Consider the following 20,839-nt stretch of genomic DNA (forward strand, 5'->3'; position numbering starts at 1 on the left):
ATCGGTTGCTACGTTGTAGCGATCGAATTCGGCAACGTAGCAACTGAAAATGGGCACGATCACAGCACATAAGCGCGAGGACAACTCGACAGCCTACACGGCGCAGATACGGATCAATCGGGATGGCAAGACAGTTTATCAGGAAAGCCAAACCTTCGACCGTAAGCAGGTCGCCCAAGCCTGGATCAGCGTCGGGGGACGGAACTGGCTTATGAACGGTCGAATTTGACGGTTGGACGATCAAGAAGGTGATTGAGCGGTACCTGGATGAGTGCGAAAGGATCCGCCGCGTCTGATCAAAGCCAAAACTCAATTTCTATTAACAAGTACTCCGTCTTAGTTAATTAATTAGGTAGTTACTAGATATCGTCAGTCCCATTCTCCCTATTAAAAATACGAGCAAAATCAGGAAAAATATCCTGATGAAGCCGCTTCCATAGCGCAGCGCTAAGAAAACCCCAGTGAGTGAGCCTACGATATTGCAAGCCGCTACCACGCCGCCTACTGTCCATAAGACATTGCCAGATGGGACAAAAAAGATAAGGGCCGCACTAAATGTTCCCAAATTAACGAGCTTTGCAGAGGCTGATGCGTTTAAAAAGTCGAAACCAAAAAATTTGACAAAAACAAAAAGCAGAAGGCTTCCGCTGCCCGGTCCAAAAACGCCATCATAAAAACCAATGAGGCCGCCAAAAAAAATGCCTAATATAATCTGCTTTGTTCCGCAGTGTATGGCGTGACTGAATAAACCCAGGTTTTTTTCCGTAAAAGTATAAATGGCCATTGCTATAAGGATAAAAAAACAACAAATTCCATCATCTGTTTTGGCACGATGGATACTGATGCGGCGCCAAGAAATGCAAATAAGAATGCTGAAAGCATGGTGGGTAGCATCAGTCTCCAAACTATTTTAATCCTTTTTAGGTATCTAAATATTGAGGATAGGTTTCCCGCCAAGACAGCTAATTTGTTAGTGCCAAAAACAGTAGCAAGTGATTGCTGAGGCAGGGCATGTAAAAGTGCTGGAATTTGTACAAGCCCACCACCGCCTACCGCCGCGTCTATCAATCCGCCGCAAAAGGCGAAAAAGCCCAAGACGATGAGAGCGTGGTCAAAACTCATACAGGGGATCCCTTCATATGCTCTAAACAGTGTTGAGCCTTGCTTTTATGAGCTTAGGGCTCTGTGCATCGCCGCAAAAGCTTTTCCTACTCGCTCATTGTAGTTAAGCATAATTCCCTTCAGTCGCCCCAGCTTGAAGCTTGTATCTACCGTTCGACCATATGATTGCGCGGCAGCTAAAGCATGTAATCCATGCTTGTTTTCAACGTCGCCGGAATGGGCTGTTATATAACCTTTGGCGCTACGTAATTTTTGAGCGTTTGCCTTCAGTGAGGGATCGATTGCAATCAATTTATCCTCTATGAACTGAGCGATGAAGTTGTATTCACGACCATTCCATAGCTCTGATGCGATAGCAACCATCATGGCATCCATGATTGAGTTTTTATGGTCGGCTGAGTTCAAGGCTGACTTATGCTGCGCTACGCCGGTATTGTATAAGAACTGGGAGAACTCGGTGCATTCTTTCGGTGTGTATTGGTCCCCAACCCAATCCGTCGCGCCAAAGGCTGTGGTCATATAACTATACATACCATCATGCCCTGGGTGGCCAAGTCCAAAATCATCTTTAGCCACTTCATGCATGTGCGCCATGACGTTGTGGTAGCTAATTCGTTGTTCGGCCGGTACCGATATCGCATCCGCTGATAGGCGCATGATGATTTTAGCTGAGACCAGGCTAGTTGTTTTATGGGTTTCATTCCAGCCATTGAAAAACTTAAGAACAGCAGAATCTACAGTTTGTTTTTTAAGGAAGACCCTGAAAGCACCCTCTGTGTGAAACTGAGCTTCTTGCGTGATTGGATGGCGAAGGACTTCGAGCAAAGCATTCTGTGTTTCGGGTATTTTCAGGAGTTGCGCTGATACGGGCTCTCTGCGGTGGTTTTCAAATATAATTCGTCCGGGAATTTTTAAACTTCGTATATGCTTCGGTAGCGCTTCAATAAAAGTTTCACCAAACTCCTGCATTGATTTTTTTTCAAAGGTTTCGAAAAAAATTTTCGGCGATGCTGAGCTCATAAAGTGTCTCTCTTCTTGATGAGTCGGTGGAATGGTTCCGATTTATAGCTTTTATGCGAAGTTAGAGTCCAAAACGTAAACGACTTGATCGCTTGTGACAAGTGACTTATAGTGAGTTTGTCGTTCACTTTTAGTGAGTAATGGAATGGAGCTCTCACAGCTGGCTATGTTCAAAGCGGTTGCCGATCAAGGTAGTATTGTTCGCGCTGCTGAACTGTTGCATTGTGTTCCATCAAATATAACGAACAGAATTAAAATATTGGAAAAAGAGTTAGGTGTTTCGTTGTTTGTAAGGAAGGGGCGTGGGCTGGTTATCAGTCCGTCTGGGAAGAGGTTTCTCAGTTACGCTAACAAGATCTTGTCTTTATGCCAAGAATCAAAAAGAGCTCTCGATCCTACCGCTGCGCCATCGGGGACCTTAAAGATCGGTGCCATAGAGTCGTCCGCTACAGGCAGGTTGCCCAAACTACTGTCAAAATACCACTGTCTTTATCCCTCTGTGCACATGCAGTTTAGTACTGGAGAGTGGTCGCAGTTATTAAAGGGTGTGGTCAGTCATGAATTGGACGGGGCGATTGTTGCTGTTGAAATTAAGCATGAAGATATTGAGTGTGCTGAAATTTACAAGGAAGAATTAGTACTGATAGCCTCTCCAGCTGCGGGAGTGATACGTGATCCGCAGGATCTTGGAGGCTTGGACATTTTCATGTGGCCTGAAGGATGCCCTTACAGAAAGTCGTTGGTGAATTGGTTGGATCTTCATAAGGTATCGAGTTCTATAATCAGTATAGCAAGTTATGGCACTATTCTTGGCTGCGTGAGTTCAGGGGCGGGAGTTTCGTTAGTTCCCAAGGGCGTCTTTGAACAGTTTAGACTGATCGGAGGCATCTGTGGGCATGTGTTTAGTGATTTGGTTCCCGTGCGGAATTATTTTATATGGAATAAGCATATTGAGTTTCATCGTGCAAAGGATAAGTTTTCAGAACTATTAAAGGAAGAGTTCAAAGACCTATAACGAGCTTTTTTCAGGGAGAAGTCCGTGCGGAAAATGTAGGGTCAGCTATCGCTGCCCTGGTCATCGGTGGCGAAATTGCCCTGATCGGCCTCTCTGACTGCGCGCTTGATTTGGGCTCTCAGCATTTTTCCTGCTCTACGTATTCACGAAGAACGTCCATTGCCAGATAGCTCGCCGTTTGGCCGTTGGTTTGGCCAGTGCGGCAAGAGAGTTGGACAGATCTTTCGGCAGGTCTAGAAGTAGCCCAGTCATGGCAACCTTGATGGTGGACAATTTTTGGCCGCTTACACCCTGGATTGCTGGGTCGAATCGACAGGTCGTCGTGAGAGATGTATCTGGAAGTGATCCTGTGAGGCTGATGTGAGAATTCAAAGGCGGAGTTACGGTCTGGCGTGCTGGCCGATGGCCTTGTGAACTTGCAGGAGACGATCCAGACTGTTGAAAAGGCGTGTTTTTCAGCGCATGCCCCTCTAGCCGTTTGGAGTGATCAGAAAACAATGATAACTATCCAGGAACTCAACGAATTCACCAGCAACCCGGAATTGACTGGCAGCATCGCCCAGGTCTGGGAATTGATCGGCCAGCATTTCGAACAGGCCCAGGCCAGCCTGCTGCCTGAGCAGGCGATGGAGCGTCGTGAGTTGTCGTTCCATGATCACGTACGCCTGCTGGGCTACCTGTCGCTTTTGGTGGCCGAGCTGCCGGGTGACGTGGTGGAGATTGGCGTGTGGAAGGGCAAGTCGCTGGTGCTGATGAATGAGGTGTGCAATGGCGAGCGGCGTGTCATCGGTATCGACCCGTTTGAGTTGCCGAACCAGTTTGAGGAGTTCAGTCACTATCAGGCGTTGATGCTGCCTGATGCGGTGGTGATTCGCGGCTTCTCGGAACTCAGTGCCGAGCGTTTCTACAATCTGGCGCCCAGAGTTGCGCTGTTGCATATCGATGGCGGCCACACCATGCGCAACGTGTTGCTGGATTTCCTGCTGTATTCGCCGAGTGTGGTGCCGGGCGGGTTTATCGTGCTGGACGATTATCGCGACTTTAAACACTCGCCTGAGGTGGGTCCTGCGGTCGATCTGCTCAGGGCTACGGGGTTCTTCAGAGACTTCAACGTGCTGGGGAGCGTGCATGGCTTTGAGAACAGCTACGTGTTACAGCGGATGTAGGCGTTTTCCAAGTCGGCGCTCTGGATACAGCCTGTCCCAAGCAACATTTCATCATTCTCTGCAGTGTTGAGGTTTACGATTCTCTGCAAGAGAGGCCCAACGCCTCCAGCCTGCAGAGAACCCAGGAAATGACCTCAAACCTCATCAAACTGTTGCTGATCAGCGGCACATTGCTATTGAGCGCCTGCTCCTCGGGCGGGAGCGTCAGCAGCGACCCATGCTTCTCGGGCGGATGCCAGGCGTTTGGCGACCATAGCCCGAGTAAAGCCGCCAAAATGAGTTTTGGCGGCAGCGGGCTGGGTAGCAGTTATGGAGAGTATGGTTCGGGGTTGTTGCATGATGATTGATGCGGCACTGGGCCAGCCAGTTTTGTGGTGACTGACCCATTGCTATCGGGAGCAAGCCCGAGCTGCGCAGGTTGGCGGGTTAGTGCCCGCCTTTCATGCGTCGGGCGATGAGGTAAAGGCCCAGGCCAAGCAGTGCTGTCGCGGCGCCGATGTAACCGGTGCTTGTCCAACCAAATCCGGCGGTAATCGCCATCCCGCCAAACCACGGGCCCAGCGCGTTCGCCAGGTTGAACGCCGCGTGGTTGGACGCGGCCGCCAGGCTCGGGGCTTCGTGGGCGATATCCATCAGGCGGATCTGCAACGGCGCCGCCAGCGACACCATGGTGCCGACCAGCCCCATGCTCAGCAGCACGCCCCACAGCGACGATGCCGCGAACGGAAAGAACAGCAGCACGGCTATCGACCACACCAATATCAGCCCCACAGCGCGAAATTGCATACGATCAAACAGTTTGCCGCCTGCGATGTTGCCGATGATCCCGCCGACACCAAACGCCGCGAGGCCAAAGGGAATCCACTGTGGCGACACTTTGGTCACTTCCAGCATGGTCGGCGCCAGGTAGCTGAATACGCAGAACATCCCGGCAAAGCCAATCGCGCCGATGGACAGGGCCATCCACACTTGGGGTTTGGTGAAGGCACGCATTTCCTTGCGCGGGTCGCTGCGTTCTTCGTCATGGCGGTGGGGGACGAATTGCCACACCAGGGCGATGGTGCATAGGGCGATCACGCTGACCAGGGCGAAGGCCGAGCGCCAGCCCAGGTGTTGGCCGAGGAAGGTGGCGATCGGGTTGCCCAGCAGCATCGCGAGGGTCAGGCCCACCATTACGCGGGCGACGGCGCCGGCGCGTTTATCCGAGGGCACCATGCTCGAGGCGACCACGGCGGCGATGCCGAAATAGGCGCCGTGGGGCAGGCCGCTGATGAAACGGAAAGCCACCAGTGAACTGAAGCTCGGGGTGAAGGCGGTGGCGAGGTTGCCCAAGGCGTAGAGCGCCATCAATAACAGCAGCATGTGTTTACGCAGCAGTTTGGCGCCGAGGATCGCCAGCAGCGGGGCGCCGACCATCACGCCCAGAGCGTAGGCGCTGATGGCGTGGCCAACCTGGGGCTCGCTCAGGTTGAGGTTTTGGGCGATGTCGGGCATCAGGCCCATGATGGCGAATTCGCCAGTGCCGATTGCGAAAGCGCCCACGGCCATGGCCGCTTCCATTTTGGCGGCACTGCGCGCGGGCAGCAGGTGCCCGGGTGTTTGCTGGATAGACATGGATGGCTCTGCTTGAATGGGTGCACGAAAGACAGTCGCCGATGCTACGCATGCGACCGTGAAGGTGTCTAGAACAGCCGCTTGTCCGAGAGTTCCAGGCCTGTGACTTCAGGTCGCGCCTGCCAGCCTTGACACCCGGGCAATAAAAGCCGTGATTTGATGCTGTCAATTGGCCAAACGACCCATAAACGCTGTTTGGCGTGATATTCTGCGCGCCGTTCTGGACAGGTCTCACCCTGGTCGTACATCCGTATACGTCCCGGCGGTGGGCTGTCGCCCAGATAGCTGAAGCCAATAATGATAAAAAGTCAGCGCAGAAGGGACAAAAGTGAGGTCGATACGTCGGCCTTGTGTGCCCACCCTACGGTCTGAAGATCTGAAGAGTCAGGGCGGTAGGGCGGATGGCGTTTTATCATAGGTGCTACTGATGTTTAAGAAAGTAAACACTGCCCTGCTGGGGCTGGCTTTGTCGATGGGGATCACGTCCGTTCACGCGGAAGAGGCAAAGAAAGTCGATGTGCTGCTGATCGGCGGCGGCATCATGAGTGCGACCCTGGGTGTGTGGCTCAACGAGCTGCAGCCGGACTGGTCGATGGAGATGGTCGAGCGCCTCGATGGCGTGGCCGAAGAAAGCTCCAACGGCTGGAACAACGCCGGCACCGGTCACTCGGCCCTGGCCGAGCTGAACTACACCCCGGAAGACAAGAACGGCAACGTTGAGATCCCGAAAGCGGTCGAGATCAACGAAGCGTTCCAGATCTCCCGTCAGTTCTGGTCCTGGCAGGTCCAGCAGGGCGTGCTGAAGAACCCGCGCTCGTTTATCAATTCCACTCCGCACATGAGCTTTGTGTGGGGCGATGACAACATCAAGTTCCTGAAAAAACGCTACGAAGCCCTGAAGGCGAGCCCGCTGTTTGCCGGCATGCAGTACTCCGAAGACCCGGCGCAGATCGCCAAGTGGGTTCCGCTGATGATGCAAGGGCGTGACCCGAGTCAGAAAATCGCGGCCACCTGGACTCCGATCGGCACCGACGTGAACTTTGGCGAGATCACCCGCCAGTTCGTTGCCCACCTGCAAACCACGCCGAAGTTCGACCTGAAACTGTCGAGCGAAGTGCAGGACATCACCAAGAACGCCGACGGCTCGTGGCGTGTGAGCTACAAAAACCTGAAAGACGGCACCAAGACCGAAACCGACGCCAAGTTCGTGTTCATCGGCGCGGGCGGCGGTGCACTGCACCTGCTGCAGAAGTCGGGCATTCCTGAAGCCAAGGAATACGCAGGCTTCCCGGTTGGCGGCTCGTTCCTGGTGACCGATAACCCGGCCATCGCTGAACAGCACATGGCCAAGGCCTACGGTAAAGCTTCGGTTGGCGCACCGCCGATGTCGGTTCCGCACCTGGACACCCGCGTGCTGGACGGCAAGCGCGTGATCCTGTTTGGCCCATTCGCGACCTTCTCCACCAAGTTCCTGAAGGAAGGCTCGTACCTGGACCTGCTGACCAGCACCACCACCCACAACATCTGGCCAATGACCAAAGTCGGTATTCGTGAATACCCGCTGGTCGAGTACCTTGCCGGCCAACTGATGCTGTCGGACGACGACCGCTTCAAGGCGCTGCAGGAATACTTCCCGAACGCCAAGCAGTCCGACTGGCGCCTGTGGCAAGCCGGTCAGCGCGTGCAGATCATCAAGCGTGACGAAGAGCAGGGCGGCGTCCTGAAACTCGGCACCGAAGTGGTCAGCTCCGCCGACAACACCATCGCAGGCCTGTTGGGTGCATCGCCAGGCGCGTCCACCGCGGCTCCGATCATGCTGACCGTGCTGCAAAAAGTGTTCAAGGACAAGGTGGCCACTCCTGAGTGGCAGGCCAAACTGCACCAGATCGTACCGAGCTACGGCACCAAGCTGAACGACAGCCCTGAAGCGGTTGCCAAGGAATGGGCCTACACCGCCGGTGTCCTGCAACTGACGCCACCGCCAGCGATTCCGCAACTGGCAGCGCCAAAGGCCACCGAGGCTGCCAAGCCTGCGGCCGAGCCGAGCAAGCCAGCGTCTGACCTGGCGCTGTAAGCTGCTCAGCCACACGCACCGCTAAAGAAAAAGCCCGCTGAACCGGTGACGGTCAGTGGGCTTTTTTGTGGGTGACGTTCACACCTTGAAATGCCTGACCTGCTCATGCACGTGCAAGGCCAGTGCATTGCCGGTGTCGCACAGCAGGTAAAGATGCTGCAGTGCAAGGACGGGCAGGTCCGTCATCTGCATCAGCCCATCGCCCATGCGACTGGCCTCCATCAGGCCCACGGCCACGCCACTGCGTACACAGGCCTCGACCGCCGATGAATTGGGGCTTTCCAGCAGCAGTCGATGGTAAATTCCGTGGTCCTTCAGCGCCTGCAAGGCGGCCGCGCGATAAGGGCAGCCGGCGATGGGAACGGTCACGGGCAGCGGCGCGTTGGCCGGGCAATTGAAGTGCTGAGCGGCAACCCACAATGGCTGAACCTCGCCCAGGCGTTCACCCTGGGCCAGGGGCTGAGCGCTGACGGTGATCGCCAGGTCCAGCTGATTGGCCATGAACAGATTCAGCAGTTCGCCGCTGGTGCGAGCCTCGATCTCCAGTTCGAGCAAGGGGTTGTCGGCGATCAAGCGCGGCAGGAATGCCTGGATGAATGCGCTGGCATAGGTGTCCGGCACGCCAAGGCGGATCTTGCCCTGCATGCGCTGTGGCATCAGCGAGATCAACAGGCGGTCATGGCTCTTGAGAAACTCGGTGGTGTCGCCCAGCAGTTTTGTGCCGTACAGCGTCAGTTCCACGCCCTGATTATTGCGACTGAACAGGCGTTGGCCCACCTGGTCCTCCAGCTTCTGAATCTGTGTGGTCACGGTTGAGGCACTGCGGTGCACATGTTCGGCCGCCTCGTTGAAGCGACGAAAACGGGCCACAGCGTGAAAGGTGCGCAACAGCTCGATGTTCAATTGTCTGGGCATAATTCGTCTTTTAAGGATTAGTTGTGCGGTTAATTTCAATATACACAATCATTGGTGGCTCATAGCCTTGGCGTCAATGCACAGATGCTGGAGGCTATATGAAGCGCTCACCCTTGGGCCTGCTGTTGTTACAAGGCGCGTTTGTTCTGTCGTGGAGCTCAGGCTACATCGGCGCCAAGCTGGGCACGCAGGGCGGCGGGGCGTTCAACCTGCTGTTCTGGCGCTTCTTGTTGGTGTCGGTGTGCCTGGGGTTGTTTCTGAATGTCAGGTTGATGAGCGTTTCCTGGGCGCAGATTCGCCATTACGCGGTGATCGGTTTCCTTTCCCAGTTTGCTTACCTGAGCTGCCTCTACGTGGCGATCCAGAATGGCTTGCCACCCGGCATTGCGGCCATCATCGCCGCGCTGCAGCCGCTGATGACGGCGGCGCTGTCCACTGGCAGCGCTGTTGAGCGTAGTGGCGGCTGGCAGTGGCTTGGGCTGTTGATCAGTTTTGTCGGCGTGGCGATCGTGATCGCCGGGCAGTACGGCCAGAGTGGGCAAGGCGTTGGCCTGGTCATGTATCTGTTGCCATTGGCGGCGGCACTGGGGCTGACACTGGCCACACTCTATGAGCGCCGCTCGCTGCAAAAAAACGACGCGGGCCTGGTGTTGCCGCTGTTTATCCAATCGCTGCTGACCTTGATCGGTTTCACTGGCGCGGTGCTCTACACAGACACCCTGAGCATTCCCCGCGACCCGAATGTGCTGATCTCGATTGTCTGGCTGACCGTGTTCTCCACCTTTGTCGCTTACCTGAGCTTGTGGATGCTGTTGCGTGTGATGAGCGCAACCCGGGTGGCGGCGCTGGTCTATCTGGAACCACCGGTGACGCTGGTGTGGGCAGCATTGATGTTCGGCGACGTGATCCATGGGGCGACCTATGCGGGTATGGCCGTGGTCGTCGCGGGTTTACTGCTGGTGCGTGTGAAACGACCGGCAGTCGCATGCACCTCGTAAGGCGCGCGGGTTCAGCAAGCTGACAGACACATCCTGTTAAAAAATACCCAGGGCCATGCAGGAGCGTGGTTGCAGCAAAGGGGGATTTTTACCATTGCAGGGTGCAAGCACCCGAGGGTTTCGTATGTTGTTACGTTATGCGGCATTGGCGGCAGTGGTCGTCGCGGCGTCTGGATGTGTGCAGGAGCGCGTGGTGCATGAGCGTGTTCCGATGCAGCGTGACTACGTTGAAGTGGTCGCGCCACAACCGCCTCCGGTGCAGGTGATCGAGGTCGAGCCGGCGCCACGTTATGGCTATGTATGGTCGCGCGGTTACTGGCGTTGGGCGGGCGGGCGGTATGTCGCGGTGCACGGCCACTGGGAGCCGGTTCGCGAGGGTTATCGCTATGTGCATCCCCATTGGGTGCAACACAGCGATGGTTTCCATTGGCAAGTGGGTGGCTGGGTACGCTGAGCCTGGTTAAATCGGCTTTTGGGTGCCCAGGAGCCGAATCTCTCGCAGCAAAGCCGCACCGAGTTGATCGGTGCCCAATTCCCGATATCCCACCGCCTTGATCTCGCCGTTTTCCTCCGCCTGGATGATGATCACCGGTGTTTCCTTGCCCGATGCTTCGTCCACATGCATCGCGTACTGCGGAATTTTCAGCTCTATCGGCGTACCTGCCGCCTTGCCCTTCACGTTGATCAGGAACGCCGCGCACCCACTGTCCACATCCTCACTGGTGGCCGGGCGGCCGCTGACGAAGCAGCTCTGCGGCAGGTCGGGCCAAGCGATGGCATCACCCAAGGCGAGTGCAGGCAGTAGGGTCATGGCTGTGAGCAAAAATGTGCGCACGTTCGGTGTTCTCTTGATCAAAAGGGCAGTCGATTTTTACCAAAGCTTTGCCGTCAGCCGCAACGCCGTGGCTCAGCCCAGTCGTTTCATGCCCGTCGTTTTGGCGGCGTCGAGGTCGAAGGTGGCGGTGTATTCGCAGCCGGCTGCGTGGGCGCAACGCTCGATCAGGCAGTCCGCGAAGTCGGCCTTGCTGGCGATGAACTTGCGCAGTGCCTTCCATACGATATCGGCGTGTTCGATGGTCAGTTCACGGGTGTGCAGCAGGGTTTCCAGCACCAGCACCACGTCAGCCTCGGCCGATTGGTAGCAGGACTGCAGGACCCACACCAATTCGACGATGGACACCACGCTGACAAAACCCGGCGACGCAGCAGTCAGCGATTCGATCAGGTGCGATGCCCTGGCCGATTGAACCGCATCGTCCTGGGTGACGTAGCGCACCAGCACATTGGTATCCAGACCGATCATCGCGCTTTTGCTCCCCGGTCCGCGATGGCCTGGTTCATGTCCTCGATGGACACCGCTCTGGCAGGCTTGCGGATCAATCCCTTGAGGTCCTTGACGGTTTTGCTCGCGGCAATCATGGAAAACTTGCCGTCCTCCAGTTCGACGAATTCCACCCGGTCGCCCGTTTCCAGACCCAGAGCCGTCCTGACCTGGACAGGAATGGTGATTTGCCCTTTCGACGTAAGTGTGGCGGTTGCCATGGTTAATACCTCCAACATAATGCTCCTTACCCTAGGGTAAGGAGTGCTGAAGGACAAGATCCGTTGGTCCATAGAATGCTCGCAAAAGTGAGTTGGAATAGGAAAACCCTAGTCCGAACGCACGATCCTCACACGCTCGCCCATGCACCAAAGCGCTACAAACTATGACCAACCGCCCACCCGGGATTTATTGCACCACGCGATAACACGGCACATAGGCTGCGCCGCCCGGCAGTTTCATCCGGTGCTGGGCCACGAATGCCTTCAACAGCTCATCCAGCGGTTTCATGATCGCCGGGTCGCCATGAATTTCGTAAGGACCGTTTTCCTCGATCAGGCGAATGCCCTTGTCCTTCACGTTGCCCGCCACGATCCCCGAGAACGCACGACGCAGGTTGGCCGCCAACTCATGGGGGGCCAGCGCATGGCTCAACTGCAGGCTGGCCATGTTTTCGTGGGTGGGATCGAACGGACGCTGGAACCCCTCGTCAATCTTGAGCAGCCAGTTGAAGTGAAATGCATCGTTGCGCTCGCGACGGAACTGCTTCACCGCCTTGAGGCCGGCGGTCATCTGGCGCGCCACTTCGGCCGGATCGTCGATGATGATCTGGTAGTGCTGTTGCGCCGCTTCACCCAGGGTGGCGCCGACGAACGCATGCAGTTGTTCCAGATAAGGCGCCGCGTGTTTGGGCCCGGTCAGTACTACCGGGAACGGCACGTCACGGTTGTCCGGGTGCATCAGAATACCCAGCAGGTACAGGAACTCTTCGGCCGTGCCCGCGCCGCCCGGGAAGATGATGATGCCGTGGCCCACGCGGACGAAGGCTTCCAGGCGCTTTTCGATGTCCGGCAGGATCACCAGTTCGTTGACGATGGGGTTGGGTGCCTCGGCGGCGATGATGCCAGGCTCCGTCAAGCCCAGGTAGCGCCCGCCGGTGATGCGTTGTTTGGCGTGGGAAATGGTCGCGCCCTTCATCGGCCCTTTCATTACGCCGGGGCCGCAGCCGGTGCATACGTCGAGGCTGCGCAGGCCCAGTTCGTGGCCGACTTTCTTGGTGTATTTGTATTCTTCGGTGTTGATCGAGTGCCCGCCCCAGCACACCACGATTTTCGGCTCGACGCCCGGGCGCAGCGTACGGGCGTTGCGCAGCAGGTGGAACACGTAGTCGGTGATGCCTTGGGAGTCGCTCAGGTCGATGCGCTGGCTGTCGAGTTCGTTCTCGGTGTAGACGATGTCGCGCAAGGCGCTGAACAGCATCTCGCGGGTGCTGGCGATCATTTCGCCGTCGACGAATGCATCCGCAGGCGCGTTCAACAATTCGAGGCGCACGCCGCGGTCCTGCTGATGGATACGCACTTCAAAGTCTTTGTACGCGTCGAGAATGGTCTTGGCGTTGTCGATGTGCGCGCCGGTGTTGAGGATGGCCAGGGCGCACTGGCGGAACAGGGTGTAGATGCTGCCGGTGCCGGCGGCGCTCAGTTGCTGGACTTCACGTTGGGAGAGGGTTTCGAGGCTGCCCTTGGGGCTGACGGAGGCGTTGATGACGTGACGTTGGGGCATTCTGATTCCTTGAAAGCACAGCCACCGCATCCTGTGGGAAGCGATGGCTTGAGAAGGGTGGGCGCCGTTGAAGGCGCGCGAGCCGAATATTTACCTCAGGCGCAAGGCCAAGCGCAAATACCGTCCGCCTCCATCATGCCGCAGAACCTACTGAATCAGCTTCCAGTTTTTGTAGAAAACCCGACGCAGGGTAAAGACGAGGCCGGCAAAACCGGCGATCACGGCGTTAAGCACCGAAGGCAGCAAGGTCGGTCGCACAATGTCGATAAACAGGCAGTAACGCTTTGCGTCGTTCTTGTTGAAGGAGGCGTGCATCAGCGTGTCATCGAAAATGAACAGTGGGTCGTCGTGCCAATAGTGTTTGTGTTTGCCGACCTGGATGTACACGCCTTCGTGGTGCGGTGCCGGCGCCATGTTGTAGAGCACGCGAAACATCATGCGCAGCGGGCCGAAGTGAAACGAGGTGGAGCGGTTTTCGTTGAACACCGATACGCCGATGGTTTTCACGAACGGCAGCTTCTTGCGCAGTTGCGGAATATCCAGCGTGGTTTCGATCGGGCGGCCGTACCACTGGAAAAACAGCATGCCGCGCTTTTTCTCGGCCATGCGCGTATCCAGGTAGCCGATGATTTCATCCTTGTGGGCCATGGCGTCGTCGATCACCTGTTGCAGGTCATCGCGCCACGCCAGCGGCAGGTCATGCATCGTATAAACATGACGGTTACGGCGGCTCAGCAGGTCGAGCAGGGTGTTGAACGGTGCCAGCACCCAGGTGTTGCGTCCGTTTCCGATGAAATATTTCTTGATGGTGTCGCGGTCGTACAGGCCGTTGCGCAGGAAGTCATACACACCGCACACCAGCACCAGCCCAAGGAACACCGCCGAGGTCAGCGGGAACAGACCAATGATCAGCAGCACGCCTGCCACCCAGGCGAGCGACACGGCTCTTTTACGTAAAACGGACTTGCTCATCAAACTCAGCTCCAGCTGGACGCCATTCGACAGGTCCGGATCCCTGGCTGCGAGTGGTGGATTTTGAAACATATTGAAACAATCCGTTCATGATAAAGGCGTTCTACCGATTAGGGGCGTTTTAAATAGAGGGGAATTGTGACGATCCCGTTCAGGATTTAACCCTAGCCGTACTTGGCAGGCCGTGCGGATTGGATTTTGTAAACGGAAGATTTGCGACTATCGTGACGCTTCGGTTTTTTGGGCGTCATAGACCGGTACGATTAAGTTGAATGGCCACCATTGGCCTTCGGCACCTTGGAAGAGGCAGAATTTTTATGATCATCAAACCGCGGGTTCGTGGCTTTATCTGTGTGACCGCTCACCCTGTTGGCTGTGAAGCGAACGTCAAAGAGCAGATCGACTACGTGACTCAACACGGCGTCATCGAGGGCGGTGCCAAGAAGGTGCTGGTACTCGGCGCTTCCACTGGCTACGGCCTGGCCGCGCGCATCAGTGCTGCGTTTGGCTGTGGCGCCGACACCCTGGGCGTGTTTTTTGAGAAAGAAGGCGAAGAGGGCAAACTCAGTTCCGCCGGTTGGTACAACAGCGCTGCGTTCGAGAAGTTTGCCGTCGAGAAAGGCCTGTACGCCAAGAGCATCAACGGCGACGCATTCTCCGACGAGATCAAGCGCCTGACCATCGACACCATCAAAAAAGACCTGGGCAAGATCGACCTCGTGGTCTACAGCCTGGCCGCGCCGCGCCGTACCGACCCGCAGGGCGTGGTGCACACCTCCACCCTCAAGCCGATCGGCAAGGCCGTGACCCTGCGCGGCATCAACACCGACAAGGGCGTCGTGGTCGACACCACCCTTGAGCCGGCCACCCAGGAAGAAATCGACGGCACCGTGAAAGTCATGGGCGGCGAAGACTGGCAGCTGTGGATCGACGCCCTGCGCGACGCCGACGTACTGGCCGAAGGCGCCAAGACCACCGCGTTCACCTACCTCGGCGAGAAACTGACCCAGGACATCTACTGGAACGGTTCCATCGGTGAAGCCAAGAAAGACCTCGATAAAAAAGTGCTGACCTTGCGCGACAACCTCGCGGCACTCAAGGGCGACGCCCGTGTGTCGGTGCTCAAGGCCGTGGTCACCCAGGCCAGCTCGGCGATCCCGATCATGCCGCTGTACCTGTCGCTGCTGTTCAAGGTGATGAAAGAGCAGGGCACCCACGAAGGCTGCATCGAGCAGGTCTATGGCCTGTTCAAGGACAGCCTCTACGGCAGCGAGCCTAAGCTGGATGCCGACGGCCGTCTGCGCGCTGACCTGGCCGAGCTGGAACCCAAGGTCCAGGACGCCGTGGCCGCGCTGTGGAACCAGGTGACCGACGACAACGTCAACGAGATCAGCGATTTTGCTGGCTACAAGGCTGAGTTCCTGCGCTTGTTCGGTTTTGAAGTCGATGGCGTGGACTACGATGCCGACGTGAACCCGACCGTGAAGATCAACGGCCTGATCCAGGCCTGAGACACGGTTTAAAACAATTTGGGAGGGGGCTTGCTCCCGATAGCGATGTGTCAGCCAAAGATAAATTGACTGACACTCCGCCATCGGGAGCAAGCCCCTTCTTCATTTGCGTTGCGGGTGTTTTTCAGAAACATCCTACGTGCCGACGCGCAGCTCCCGCCTGACAAACTCTGCCAGACTCCTTGGGCTATCACGCCATGCCAACGGAGGATCTGATGACGATTCGTGCAGTAGTTTTCGATTTCGGCGGTGTCCTGTTCGACTGGAGCCCGCTGCACCTGTACCGCAAGCTGATTGCCGACGACCATGAGCGCCAGTGGTTCCTGGACAACATCTGCACCCAGGCCTGGAACACCGAGCAGGACGCTGGCCGCCCCCTGGCCGAGGCCACCCGCACACTGGTTGACCAATACCCGCACCATGAAACCCTGATCCGCGCTTACTACGACCGCTGGCACGAAATGCTGCGTGGCCCATTGCCCGAAGGTGTGGCGATTCTCAACGCCTTGCACGCCGTCAATATGCCGCTGTTCGGGCTTACCAACTGGTCCGCTGAAACCTTCCCCTACGCCCGCGCCAACTACCCGTTCCTGCAATGTCTGCGCGATATTGTCGTGTCCGGCGAGTTGAAGCTGATCAAGCCCGATCCCGCGATCTATCAGGCCAGCCTCGACCAGGTGCGCGCCCATCTGCCGGATATCCAGGCAGGGGAAGTGGTGTTTATCGATGACGTGGCAGGCAATGTCGAGGCCGCCATCGCGCTGGGCTGGCAGGGTATTCATCATGTGTCAGCCGAGCGCACTGCCGCGCAGTTGCGTGGGTTGGGTGTGGGCTTTTAGCGGGCGAACTGTTCCATTACGAAGTCGACGAAGGCACGCAGCTTCGGCAAGCGGTAGCGGTCCTGGCGATACACCAGGTGCATGGGGCGGCTGGGCAGTTGGTAGGTGGGCAGCAAGGCCACCAGCTTGCCGGCTTCCAGGTCCGGCCGCACCAGCGCATCGGGCAACATGACGATCCCCATGCCGTGTACGGCCGCCTGACGCAGGCCTTGTGAGCTGTTGAGGGTCAGCGAGCCGGACACCTCGACCTCGATTTCCCCTTCGGCGCCGGTCATGCGCCAGAGTTTGTCGGCGTTGCGCCAATCGTCAGTGGCGGGGTAGGCGAAGGCGAGGCAGTCGTGTTGCCGCAGGTCTTCGGGTGTCTGCGGGGTGCCCTGGCGTGCCAGGTAATCCGGTGATGCGCACAGGGTGATGGTGTAGTCCTGCAATGGGCGAGCGATGAGGCCGGGTGTTTCCAGTTCACCCAGGCGGATGGCGACGTCGAAGCCGCTGTCGATCAGGTCCATACGCTCATTGCTGAGCACCATATACAGCTTGATCAGCGGGTAGCGGCGGGAGAACTCACTCAGCGCCGGCGCGAGGCGCTCGGTGCCAAAGGCCGGCGGTGCGGTGATGCGCAAGGTGCCCTTGGGAATCTCGCTGTGGGCCTGTTCGGCCAGGTGCTCGGAGTCGGCCACCAGCCCCAGCACTTCCAGGCAGCGCTGGTAATACTGGCCGCCGAACTCCGTGAGGCTTTGCTTGCGCGTGGTGCGCTTGAGCAGGCTCACGCCCAGGCGCTGTTCCAACGCGCGCAGGTGGTTGCCGACCATGGTGGTCGACAGGCCGCACGCCTGGGCGGCGGCGGTCATGCTGCCGCTTTCGACCACCTTCACGTACACCGACATTGCCTGGAACACATCCATTATCAAGCCTTGCTTTAAAGTCATTGCACAAAAGCGGAGTTTATCCAGCTGAGGTGGCTAACGATACTTCAAGCCACCCCAACAAGACACTGGAGCCCGCTACCATGACCGCCGCCTGCCTGATGAGCACTTATCAACCCCTGGCCCTGAGCTTCACCCGTGGCCTTGGCACACGCCTGTGGGATCAGCAGGGCCGTGAATACCTGGACGCAGTGGCGGGCGTGGCGGTGACCAATGTCGGGCACTCCCATCCCAAACTGGTGAGCGCCATCAGCGAACAGGCAGGGCTGTTGTTGCACACCTCCAACCTCTACAGCATCGACTGGCAACAGCGTTTGGCCCTGCGGCTGACGCAGTTGTCCGGTTTGGACCGGGCGTTTTTCAACAACTCCGGTGCCGAGGCCAACGAGACGGCACTCAAGCTTGCCCGCCTGCATGGCTGGAAAAAAGGCATCGAGCAGCCGTTGGTGGTGGTGATGGAAAACGCCTTTCACGGCCGCACCCTCGGCACCATGGCGGCCAGTGACGGACCTTCCGTGCGCCTGGGGTTTCAGCGTCTGCCGGGAGATTTCATCAAGGTCGGCTTTGGTGACCTGCACGCCCTGGATGCGATCACCGCGCAATGGGGCACGCGCATCGCGGCGGTTTTGCTGGAACCGATCCAGGGCGAAAGCGGTGTGCTGATAGCGCCGCCGGGTTATCTGAAAGCCCTGCGCGACCACTGCACACGCCACGGCTGGCTGATGATGCTCGACGAGATCCAGACCGGCATCGGCCGCACCGGCACCTGGTTTGCCTTTGAGCATGAAGGCATCGTGCCGGACGTGATGACTCTGGCCAAGGGCCTGGGCAATGGCGTGCCCATCGGCGCCTGCCTGGCCAAGGCCTCGGTCGCTCAATTGTTCACGCCTGGCAGTCACGGCAGCACCTTTGGTGGCAACCCGCTGGCGTGCCGTGTGGGGTGCACGGTGCTGGACATCATCGAAGAGCAAGGTCTGCTGCACAACGCGGCGCGCCAGGGCGAACACCTGCTGGCTCGGTTACGTATGGAGTTGGACGAGTGCCCGCAGGTGGTGGCAATTCGCGGTAAAGGCTTGATGATCGGTATCGAACTGGCCAGTCCCTATCGTGACCTGGCCCGGCGCGCCGCTCATGAACATGGGCTGCTGATCAACGTGACCCGGGGCAAGATCATCCGTCTGTTGCCTCCGTTGACCCTGGACGGCAAGGAAGTGGAAATGATCGTGCGGGCCATCACCCGACTGCTGAACTGAAAAAATGCAGTCTCACTGTGGGAGGCAGCAATTCCCCTCCCACAGGGGAGCAGCGTGATGCTCAAAGGTCGGCGCCATTGAGCCACTCCTGATTCAGCGTGTCGGTGTCTCCCAGGTACTCCAGCAACCACGTCATGGCCGGCGACACTCTGTTCTGCGCCCAGGCCACACACGACGGGCTGGCGGGGAAGGGCCGGTGCAGGTGCAGCGCCATCAACTCGCCACGCTCGATCCACGGCAACACCTGATGTGCCGGTGCCATGCCCACGCACAGACCGTCGCGCAGGCAGTCGATGGCCGAGGCCCAGTTGGGCACCACCAGCCGCCGTTGGTTGTCCAGGGTCCATGTGTCGCGCTTGGGCAGGTTGCGAGAGGTATCGGTCATGCACAGCGAGGCGAACGGGCGCAGTTGATCGTCGCTGAGCAAGCCGTCCACCGCCGCCAACGGATGCCTGGCACTGACCACGCACAGCCAGCTCATGAGGCCCATGTCACGAAAGGTGAAATGGCTGGCCACCGGCACCGCGCTGGTCGCGCCGATCACAAGATCGGTGCGCTCATCGGCGAGGGCGTCCCACACGCCGTTGTACACCTCGTATTCCAGCAGCAACTCCACCTCGGGAAACTGCCGGTAGAAATCCACGACCAACTGCCGACAGCGCTGCGGTTTGACGATGGAGTCCACCGCCACCTTCAACTGACCGCTCCAGCCATTGGCCACCTGCTGGCACAGGCGCCGGGTGCCGAGCATTTTTTTCATCACGCCACGGGCTTCATCGATAAACAGACGGCCTGCGGGAGTCAGCTCCACATCCCGGTGGCGGCGGATGAACAGCGGCACCGCCAGCCATTCTTCAAGCTGGCGCACGGTGTAGCTGATAGCCGATGGCACACGGTGCAGCTCTTGGGCAGCGGCACTGAAACTGCCATGGCGCGCCACGGCATCCACCACATCCAGCGAATATTCGGACCACATGAGTGACTGCCTTCAAAATAGTTGATAGGAGTATCCAATTATTCTCGCTTCACACAGGATTTGTCAGCCTCATAATGGGTGCTATCCAGCAAATAGTTTGATGGCAAGGTTAAAAAGGCTTCAATGAAAAATTCGTTTGGTTTTATCGGCTATTTGGCGGGGCTGAGCATGCTCGGTTATCTCGCCATGGACATGTACTTGCCGGCGTTTGGCGCCATGGGCGAGCAGCTGCAGATCGGCGCGGGCGCAGTGGGCGCCAGCCTGAGTGTTTTTCTCGCAGGTTTTGCCGTGGGCCAGTTGCTGTGGGGGCCGCTGTCGGACCGCCTGGGGCGCAAGCCGATCCTGCTGGCAGGCCTGAGCCTGTTCGTGCTGGGTTGTGCCGGGATGTTCTGGGTCGAAACTGCGCCGCAGTTGCTGGCCTTGCGTTTCATTCAGGCGATTGGCGTGTGTGCCGCGGCCGTGAGCTGGCAGGCGCTGGTGATCGACCGCTACCCGGCCGCCAAGGCCCATCGTGTGTTCGCCAGCATCATGCCGCTGATGTCGCTGTCGCCGGCCCTCGCGCCGCTGTTGGGGGCGATGGTGTTGAACCACTTCGGCTGGCAGGCGATTTTCGCCGTGTTGCTCGGGGTGTCGCTGTTGCTGCTGCTGCCCACCTTGTTCCTGCGCAGCTTGCCGAACCCCCCTGCAGACAAACCGGCAGCACGCCTCAGCTACGGGCAGTTGCTCACCTCGCGAGTGTTCACCGGCAATGTGATGATTTTTGCCGCGTGCTCTGCGAGCTTCTTCGCCTGGCTCACCGCTTCGCCGTTCATCCTCGGGGGCATGGGCTACAGCCCCAGCGATATTGGCCTGAGCTATGTGGTGCCGACGCTGGCCTTCCTGATCGGCGGCTACAGTTGCCGCAGTGCCCTGCGGCATGTTGAGGGCAAGGCGTTGCTGCCGTGGCTGCTGGTGGCGTACTGCATCAGCATGATGGCGCTGTACCTGGTTGCCACCTTTACCGCCCCGACCCTCACCACCTTGCTGATTCCCTTTTGCCTCATGGCGTTGGTCAACGGTGCGAGCTACCCCATCGTAGTGGCGAATGCGCTCATGCCGTTCGCGGAAAACTCCGGCAAAGCAGCAGCGCTGCAAAACACGTTGCAGTTGGGGTTGTGCTTTCTCGGCAGCCTGCTGGTGTCGTCGAGGCTCGACCAGCCGCTCATGATCACCGTAGGCGTGATGCTGGCAACCGCACCGGTGGCGGTGTTGGGTTATTGGCTGGCGCGGCCGAGGGCTGAGTGCGGCACGCTGGCGAGTGAGATGTCCGACTGATTGTATACAACTCTATGGACATAT

The 20,839-nt window shown here is 57.9% G+C and carries 20 protein-coding genes and 3 pseudogenes; 11 read left to right on the top strand and 12 right to left on the bottom strand.

Annotated elements, in window-relative coordinates; all coding sequences use genetic code 11:
* Positions 1 to 49 precede the first annotated feature (49 nt).
* A pseudogene (locus H045_RS25705) lies at positions 50 to 287 on the top strand (site-specific integrase); the annotation flags it as partial.
* Positions 288 to 340: 53 nt separating this feature from the next.
* Here H045_RS25705 and H045_RS04405 read toward each other — a convergent pair.
* Both H045_RS04405 and H045_RS04410 read right to left on the bottom strand, forming a co-directional pair.
* Positions 341 to 1,122: pseudogene (locus H045_RS04405) on the bottom strand (sulfite exporter TauE/SafE family protein).
* A gap of 45 nt (positions 1,123 to 1,167) precedes the next feature.
* A complete protein-coding gene (locus H045_RS04410; protein ID WP_015371537.1) occupies positions 1,168 to 2,142 on the bottom strand; it encodes a hypothetical protein in 975 nt (324 codons plus the stop codon).
* 145 nt (positions 2,143 to 2,287) lie between these two features.
* Between H045_RS04410 and H045_RS04415 the strand changes: the two genes are divergently transcribed.
* Positions 2,288 to 3,157: a LysR family transcriptional regulator gene (locus H045_RS04415; RefSeq protein ID WP_015371538.1), complete on the top strand. Its 870-nt coding sequence runs from the start codon at positions 2,288 to 2,290 to the stop codon at positions 3,155 to 3,157.
* A gap of 41 nt (positions 3,158 to 3,198) precedes the next feature.
* Here the strand turns inward: H045_RS04415 and H045_RS24320 are convergent.
* Positions 3,199 to 3,409: pseudogene (locus H045_RS24320) on the bottom strand (CopG family ribbon-helix-helix protein).
* A gap of 245 nt (positions 3,410 to 3,654) precedes the next feature.
* Between H045_RS24320 and H045_RS04420 the strand changes: the two are divergent.
* Both H045_RS04420 and H045_RS04425 read left to right on the top strand, forming a co-directional pair.
* A complete protein-coding gene (locus H045_RS04420) occupies positions 3,655 to 4,323 on the top strand; it encodes a class I SAM-dependent methyltransferase (protein WP_015371539.1) in 669 nt (222 codons plus the stop codon).
* Between the two features lie 128 nt (positions 4,324 to 4,451).
* Positions 4,452 to 4,670, top strand: coding sequence for a hypothetical protein (locus H045_RS04425; protein WP_015371540.1), 219 nt, complete (start codon positions 4,452 to 4,454; stop codon positions 4,668 to 4,670).
* A gap of 79 nt (positions 4,671 to 4,749) precedes the next feature.
* Here the strand turns inward: H045_RS04425 and H045_RS04430 are convergent, their stop codons facing one another.
* Positions 4,750 to 5,937, bottom strand: a complete 1,188-nt coding sequence (locus H045_RS04430; RefSeq protein WP_015371541.1) for an MFS transporter — start codon at positions 5,935 to 5,937, stop codon at positions 4,750 to 4,752.
* A gap of 427 nt (positions 5,938 to 6,364) precedes the next feature.
* On the opposite strand from H045_RS04430, the gene mqo reads away from it, so the two are divergent.
* A complete protein-coding gene (gene mqo, locus H045_RS04435) occupies positions 6,365 to 8,011 on the top strand; it encodes a malate dehydrogenase (quinone) (protein ID WP_003235284.1) in 1,647 nt (548 codons plus the stop codon).
* Between the two features lie 78 nt (positions 8,012 to 8,089).
* On the opposite strand, the gene H045_RS04440 is transcribed toward mqo, so the two are convergent.
* Positions 8,090 to 8,926: a LysR substrate-binding domain-containing protein gene (locus H045_RS04440; protein WP_015371542.1), complete on the bottom strand. Its 837-nt coding sequence runs from the start codon at positions 8,924 to 8,926 to the stop codon at positions 8,090 to 8,092.
* A gap of 98 nt (positions 8,927 to 9,024) precedes the next feature.
* Between H045_RS04440 and H045_RS04445 the strand changes: the two genes are divergently transcribed.
* Positions 9,025 to 9,924 (top strand): DMT family transporter, encoded by a 900-nt coding sequence (locus tag H045_RS04445; RefSeq protein ID WP_015371543.1) that lies wholly within the window; start codon positions 9,025 to 9,027, stop codon positions 9,922 to 9,924.
* Between the two features lie 124 nt (positions 9,925 to 10,048).
* Positions 10,049 to 10,378 (top strand): YXWGXW repeat-containing protein, encoded by a 330-nt coding sequence (locus H045_RS04450; protein WP_049818518.1) that lies wholly within the window; start codon positions 10,049 to 10,051, stop codon positions 10,376 to 10,378.
* 6 nt (positions 10,379 to 10,384) lie between these two features.
* On the opposite strand, the gene H045_RS04455 is transcribed toward H045_RS04450, so the two are convergent.
* The 5 genes from H045_RS04455 to H045_RS04475 all read right to left on the bottom strand — a co-directional run bounded on the left by H045_RS04455 (position 10,385) and on the right by H045_RS04475 (position 13,999).
* A complete protein-coding gene (locus tag H045_RS04455) occupies positions 10,385 to 10,759 on the bottom strand; it encodes a hypothetical protein (RefSeq protein ID WP_015371544.1) in 375 nt (124 codons plus the stop codon).
* A 72-nt stretch (positions 10,760 to 10,831) separates the two neighbouring features.
* Positions 10,832 to 11,227, bottom strand: coding sequence for a PIN domain-containing protein (locus tag H045_RS04460; protein WP_015371545.1), 396 nt, complete (start codon positions 11,225 to 11,227; stop codon positions 10,832 to 10,834).
* A complete protein-coding gene (locus tag H045_RS04465; RefSeq protein ID WP_169895897.1) occupies positions 11,224 to 11,538 on the bottom strand; it encodes an AbrB/MazE/SpoVT family DNA-binding domain-containing protein in 315 nt (104 codons plus the stop codon). The genes H045_RS04460 and H045_RS04465 overlap by 4 nt, the downstream gene beginning before the upstream one ends.
* A 115-nt stretch (positions 11,539 to 11,653) precedes the next feature.
* Positions 11,654 to 13,027, bottom strand: a complete 1,374-nt coding sequence (gene ppnN, locus H045_RS04470; protein WP_003235297.1) for a nucleotide 5'-monophosphate nucleosidase PpnN — start codon at positions 13,025 to 13,027, stop codon at positions 11,654 to 11,656.
* A gap of 147 nt (positions 13,028 to 13,174) precedes the next feature.
* Positions 13,175 to 13,999, bottom strand: coding sequence for an aspartyl/asparaginyl beta-hydroxylase domain-containing protein (locus H045_RS04475; protein ID WP_015371546.1), 825 nt, complete (start codon positions 13,997 to 13,999; stop codon positions 13,175 to 13,177).
* 317 nt (positions 14,000 to 14,316) lie between these two features.
* Between H045_RS04475 and fabV the strand changes: the two genes are divergently transcribed.
* Positions 14,317 to 15,510 carry an enoyl-ACP reductase FabV gene (gene fabV, locus H045_RS04480; protein WP_003235301.1) on the top strand — a complete coding sequence of 398 codons (1,194 nt, stop codon included), beginning with the start codon at positions 14,317 to 14,319 and terminating at the stop codon, positions 15,508 to 15,510.
* A gap of 215 nt (positions 15,511 to 15,725) precedes the next feature.
* Entirely contained in the window at positions 15,726 to 16,349 is a 624-nt protein-coding gene (locus tag H045_RS04485; RefSeq protein WP_015371547.1) for an HAD family hydrolase, read from the top strand.
* On the opposite strand, the gene H045_RS04490 is transcribed toward H045_RS04485, so the two are convergent.
* Positions 16,346 to 17,251: a LysR family transcriptional regulator gene (locus tag H045_RS04490; protein ID WP_015371548.1), complete on the bottom strand. Its 906-nt coding sequence runs from the start codon at positions 17,249 to 17,251 to the stop codon at positions 16,346 to 16,348. The genes H045_RS04485 and H045_RS04490 overlap by 4 nt on opposite strands.
* A 104-nt stretch (positions 17,252 to 17,355) precedes the next feature.
* Between H045_RS04490 and H045_RS04495 the strand changes: the two genes are divergently transcribed.
* Positions 17,356 to 18,525: an aspartate aminotransferase family protein gene (locus tag H045_RS04495; protein WP_015371549.1), complete on the top strand. Its 1,170-nt coding sequence runs from the start codon at positions 17,356 to 17,358 to the stop codon at positions 18,523 to 18,525.
* A gap of 61 nt (positions 18,526 to 18,586) precedes the next feature.
* Here H045_RS04495 and punR read toward each other — a convergent pair whose 3' ends face one another.
* Positions 18,587 to 19,501 (bottom strand): DNA-binding transcriptional activator PunR, encoded by a 915-nt coding sequence (gene punR / locus H045_RS04500; protein WP_015371550.1) that lies wholly within the window; start codon positions 19,499 to 19,501, stop codon positions 18,587 to 18,589.
* A gap of 123 nt (positions 19,502 to 19,624) precedes the next feature.
* Here punR and punC point away from each other — a divergent pair, with 123 nt between their 5' ends.
* Positions 19,625 to 20,815: a purine nucleoside transporter PunC gene (gene punC / locus H045_RS04505; protein WP_015371551.1), complete on the top strand. Its 1,191-nt coding sequence runs from the start codon at positions 19,625 to 19,627 to the stop codon at positions 20,813 to 20,815.
* The last annotated feature ends 24 nt before the right edge of the window (positions 20,816 to 20,839 follow it).

Source organism: Pseudomonas poae RE*1-1-14, from assembly GCF_000336465.1.
GTDB classification, from domain to species: Bacteria; Pseudomonadota; Gammaproteobacteria; order Pseudomonadales; family Pseudomonadaceae; genus Aquipseudomonas; species Aquipseudomonas poae.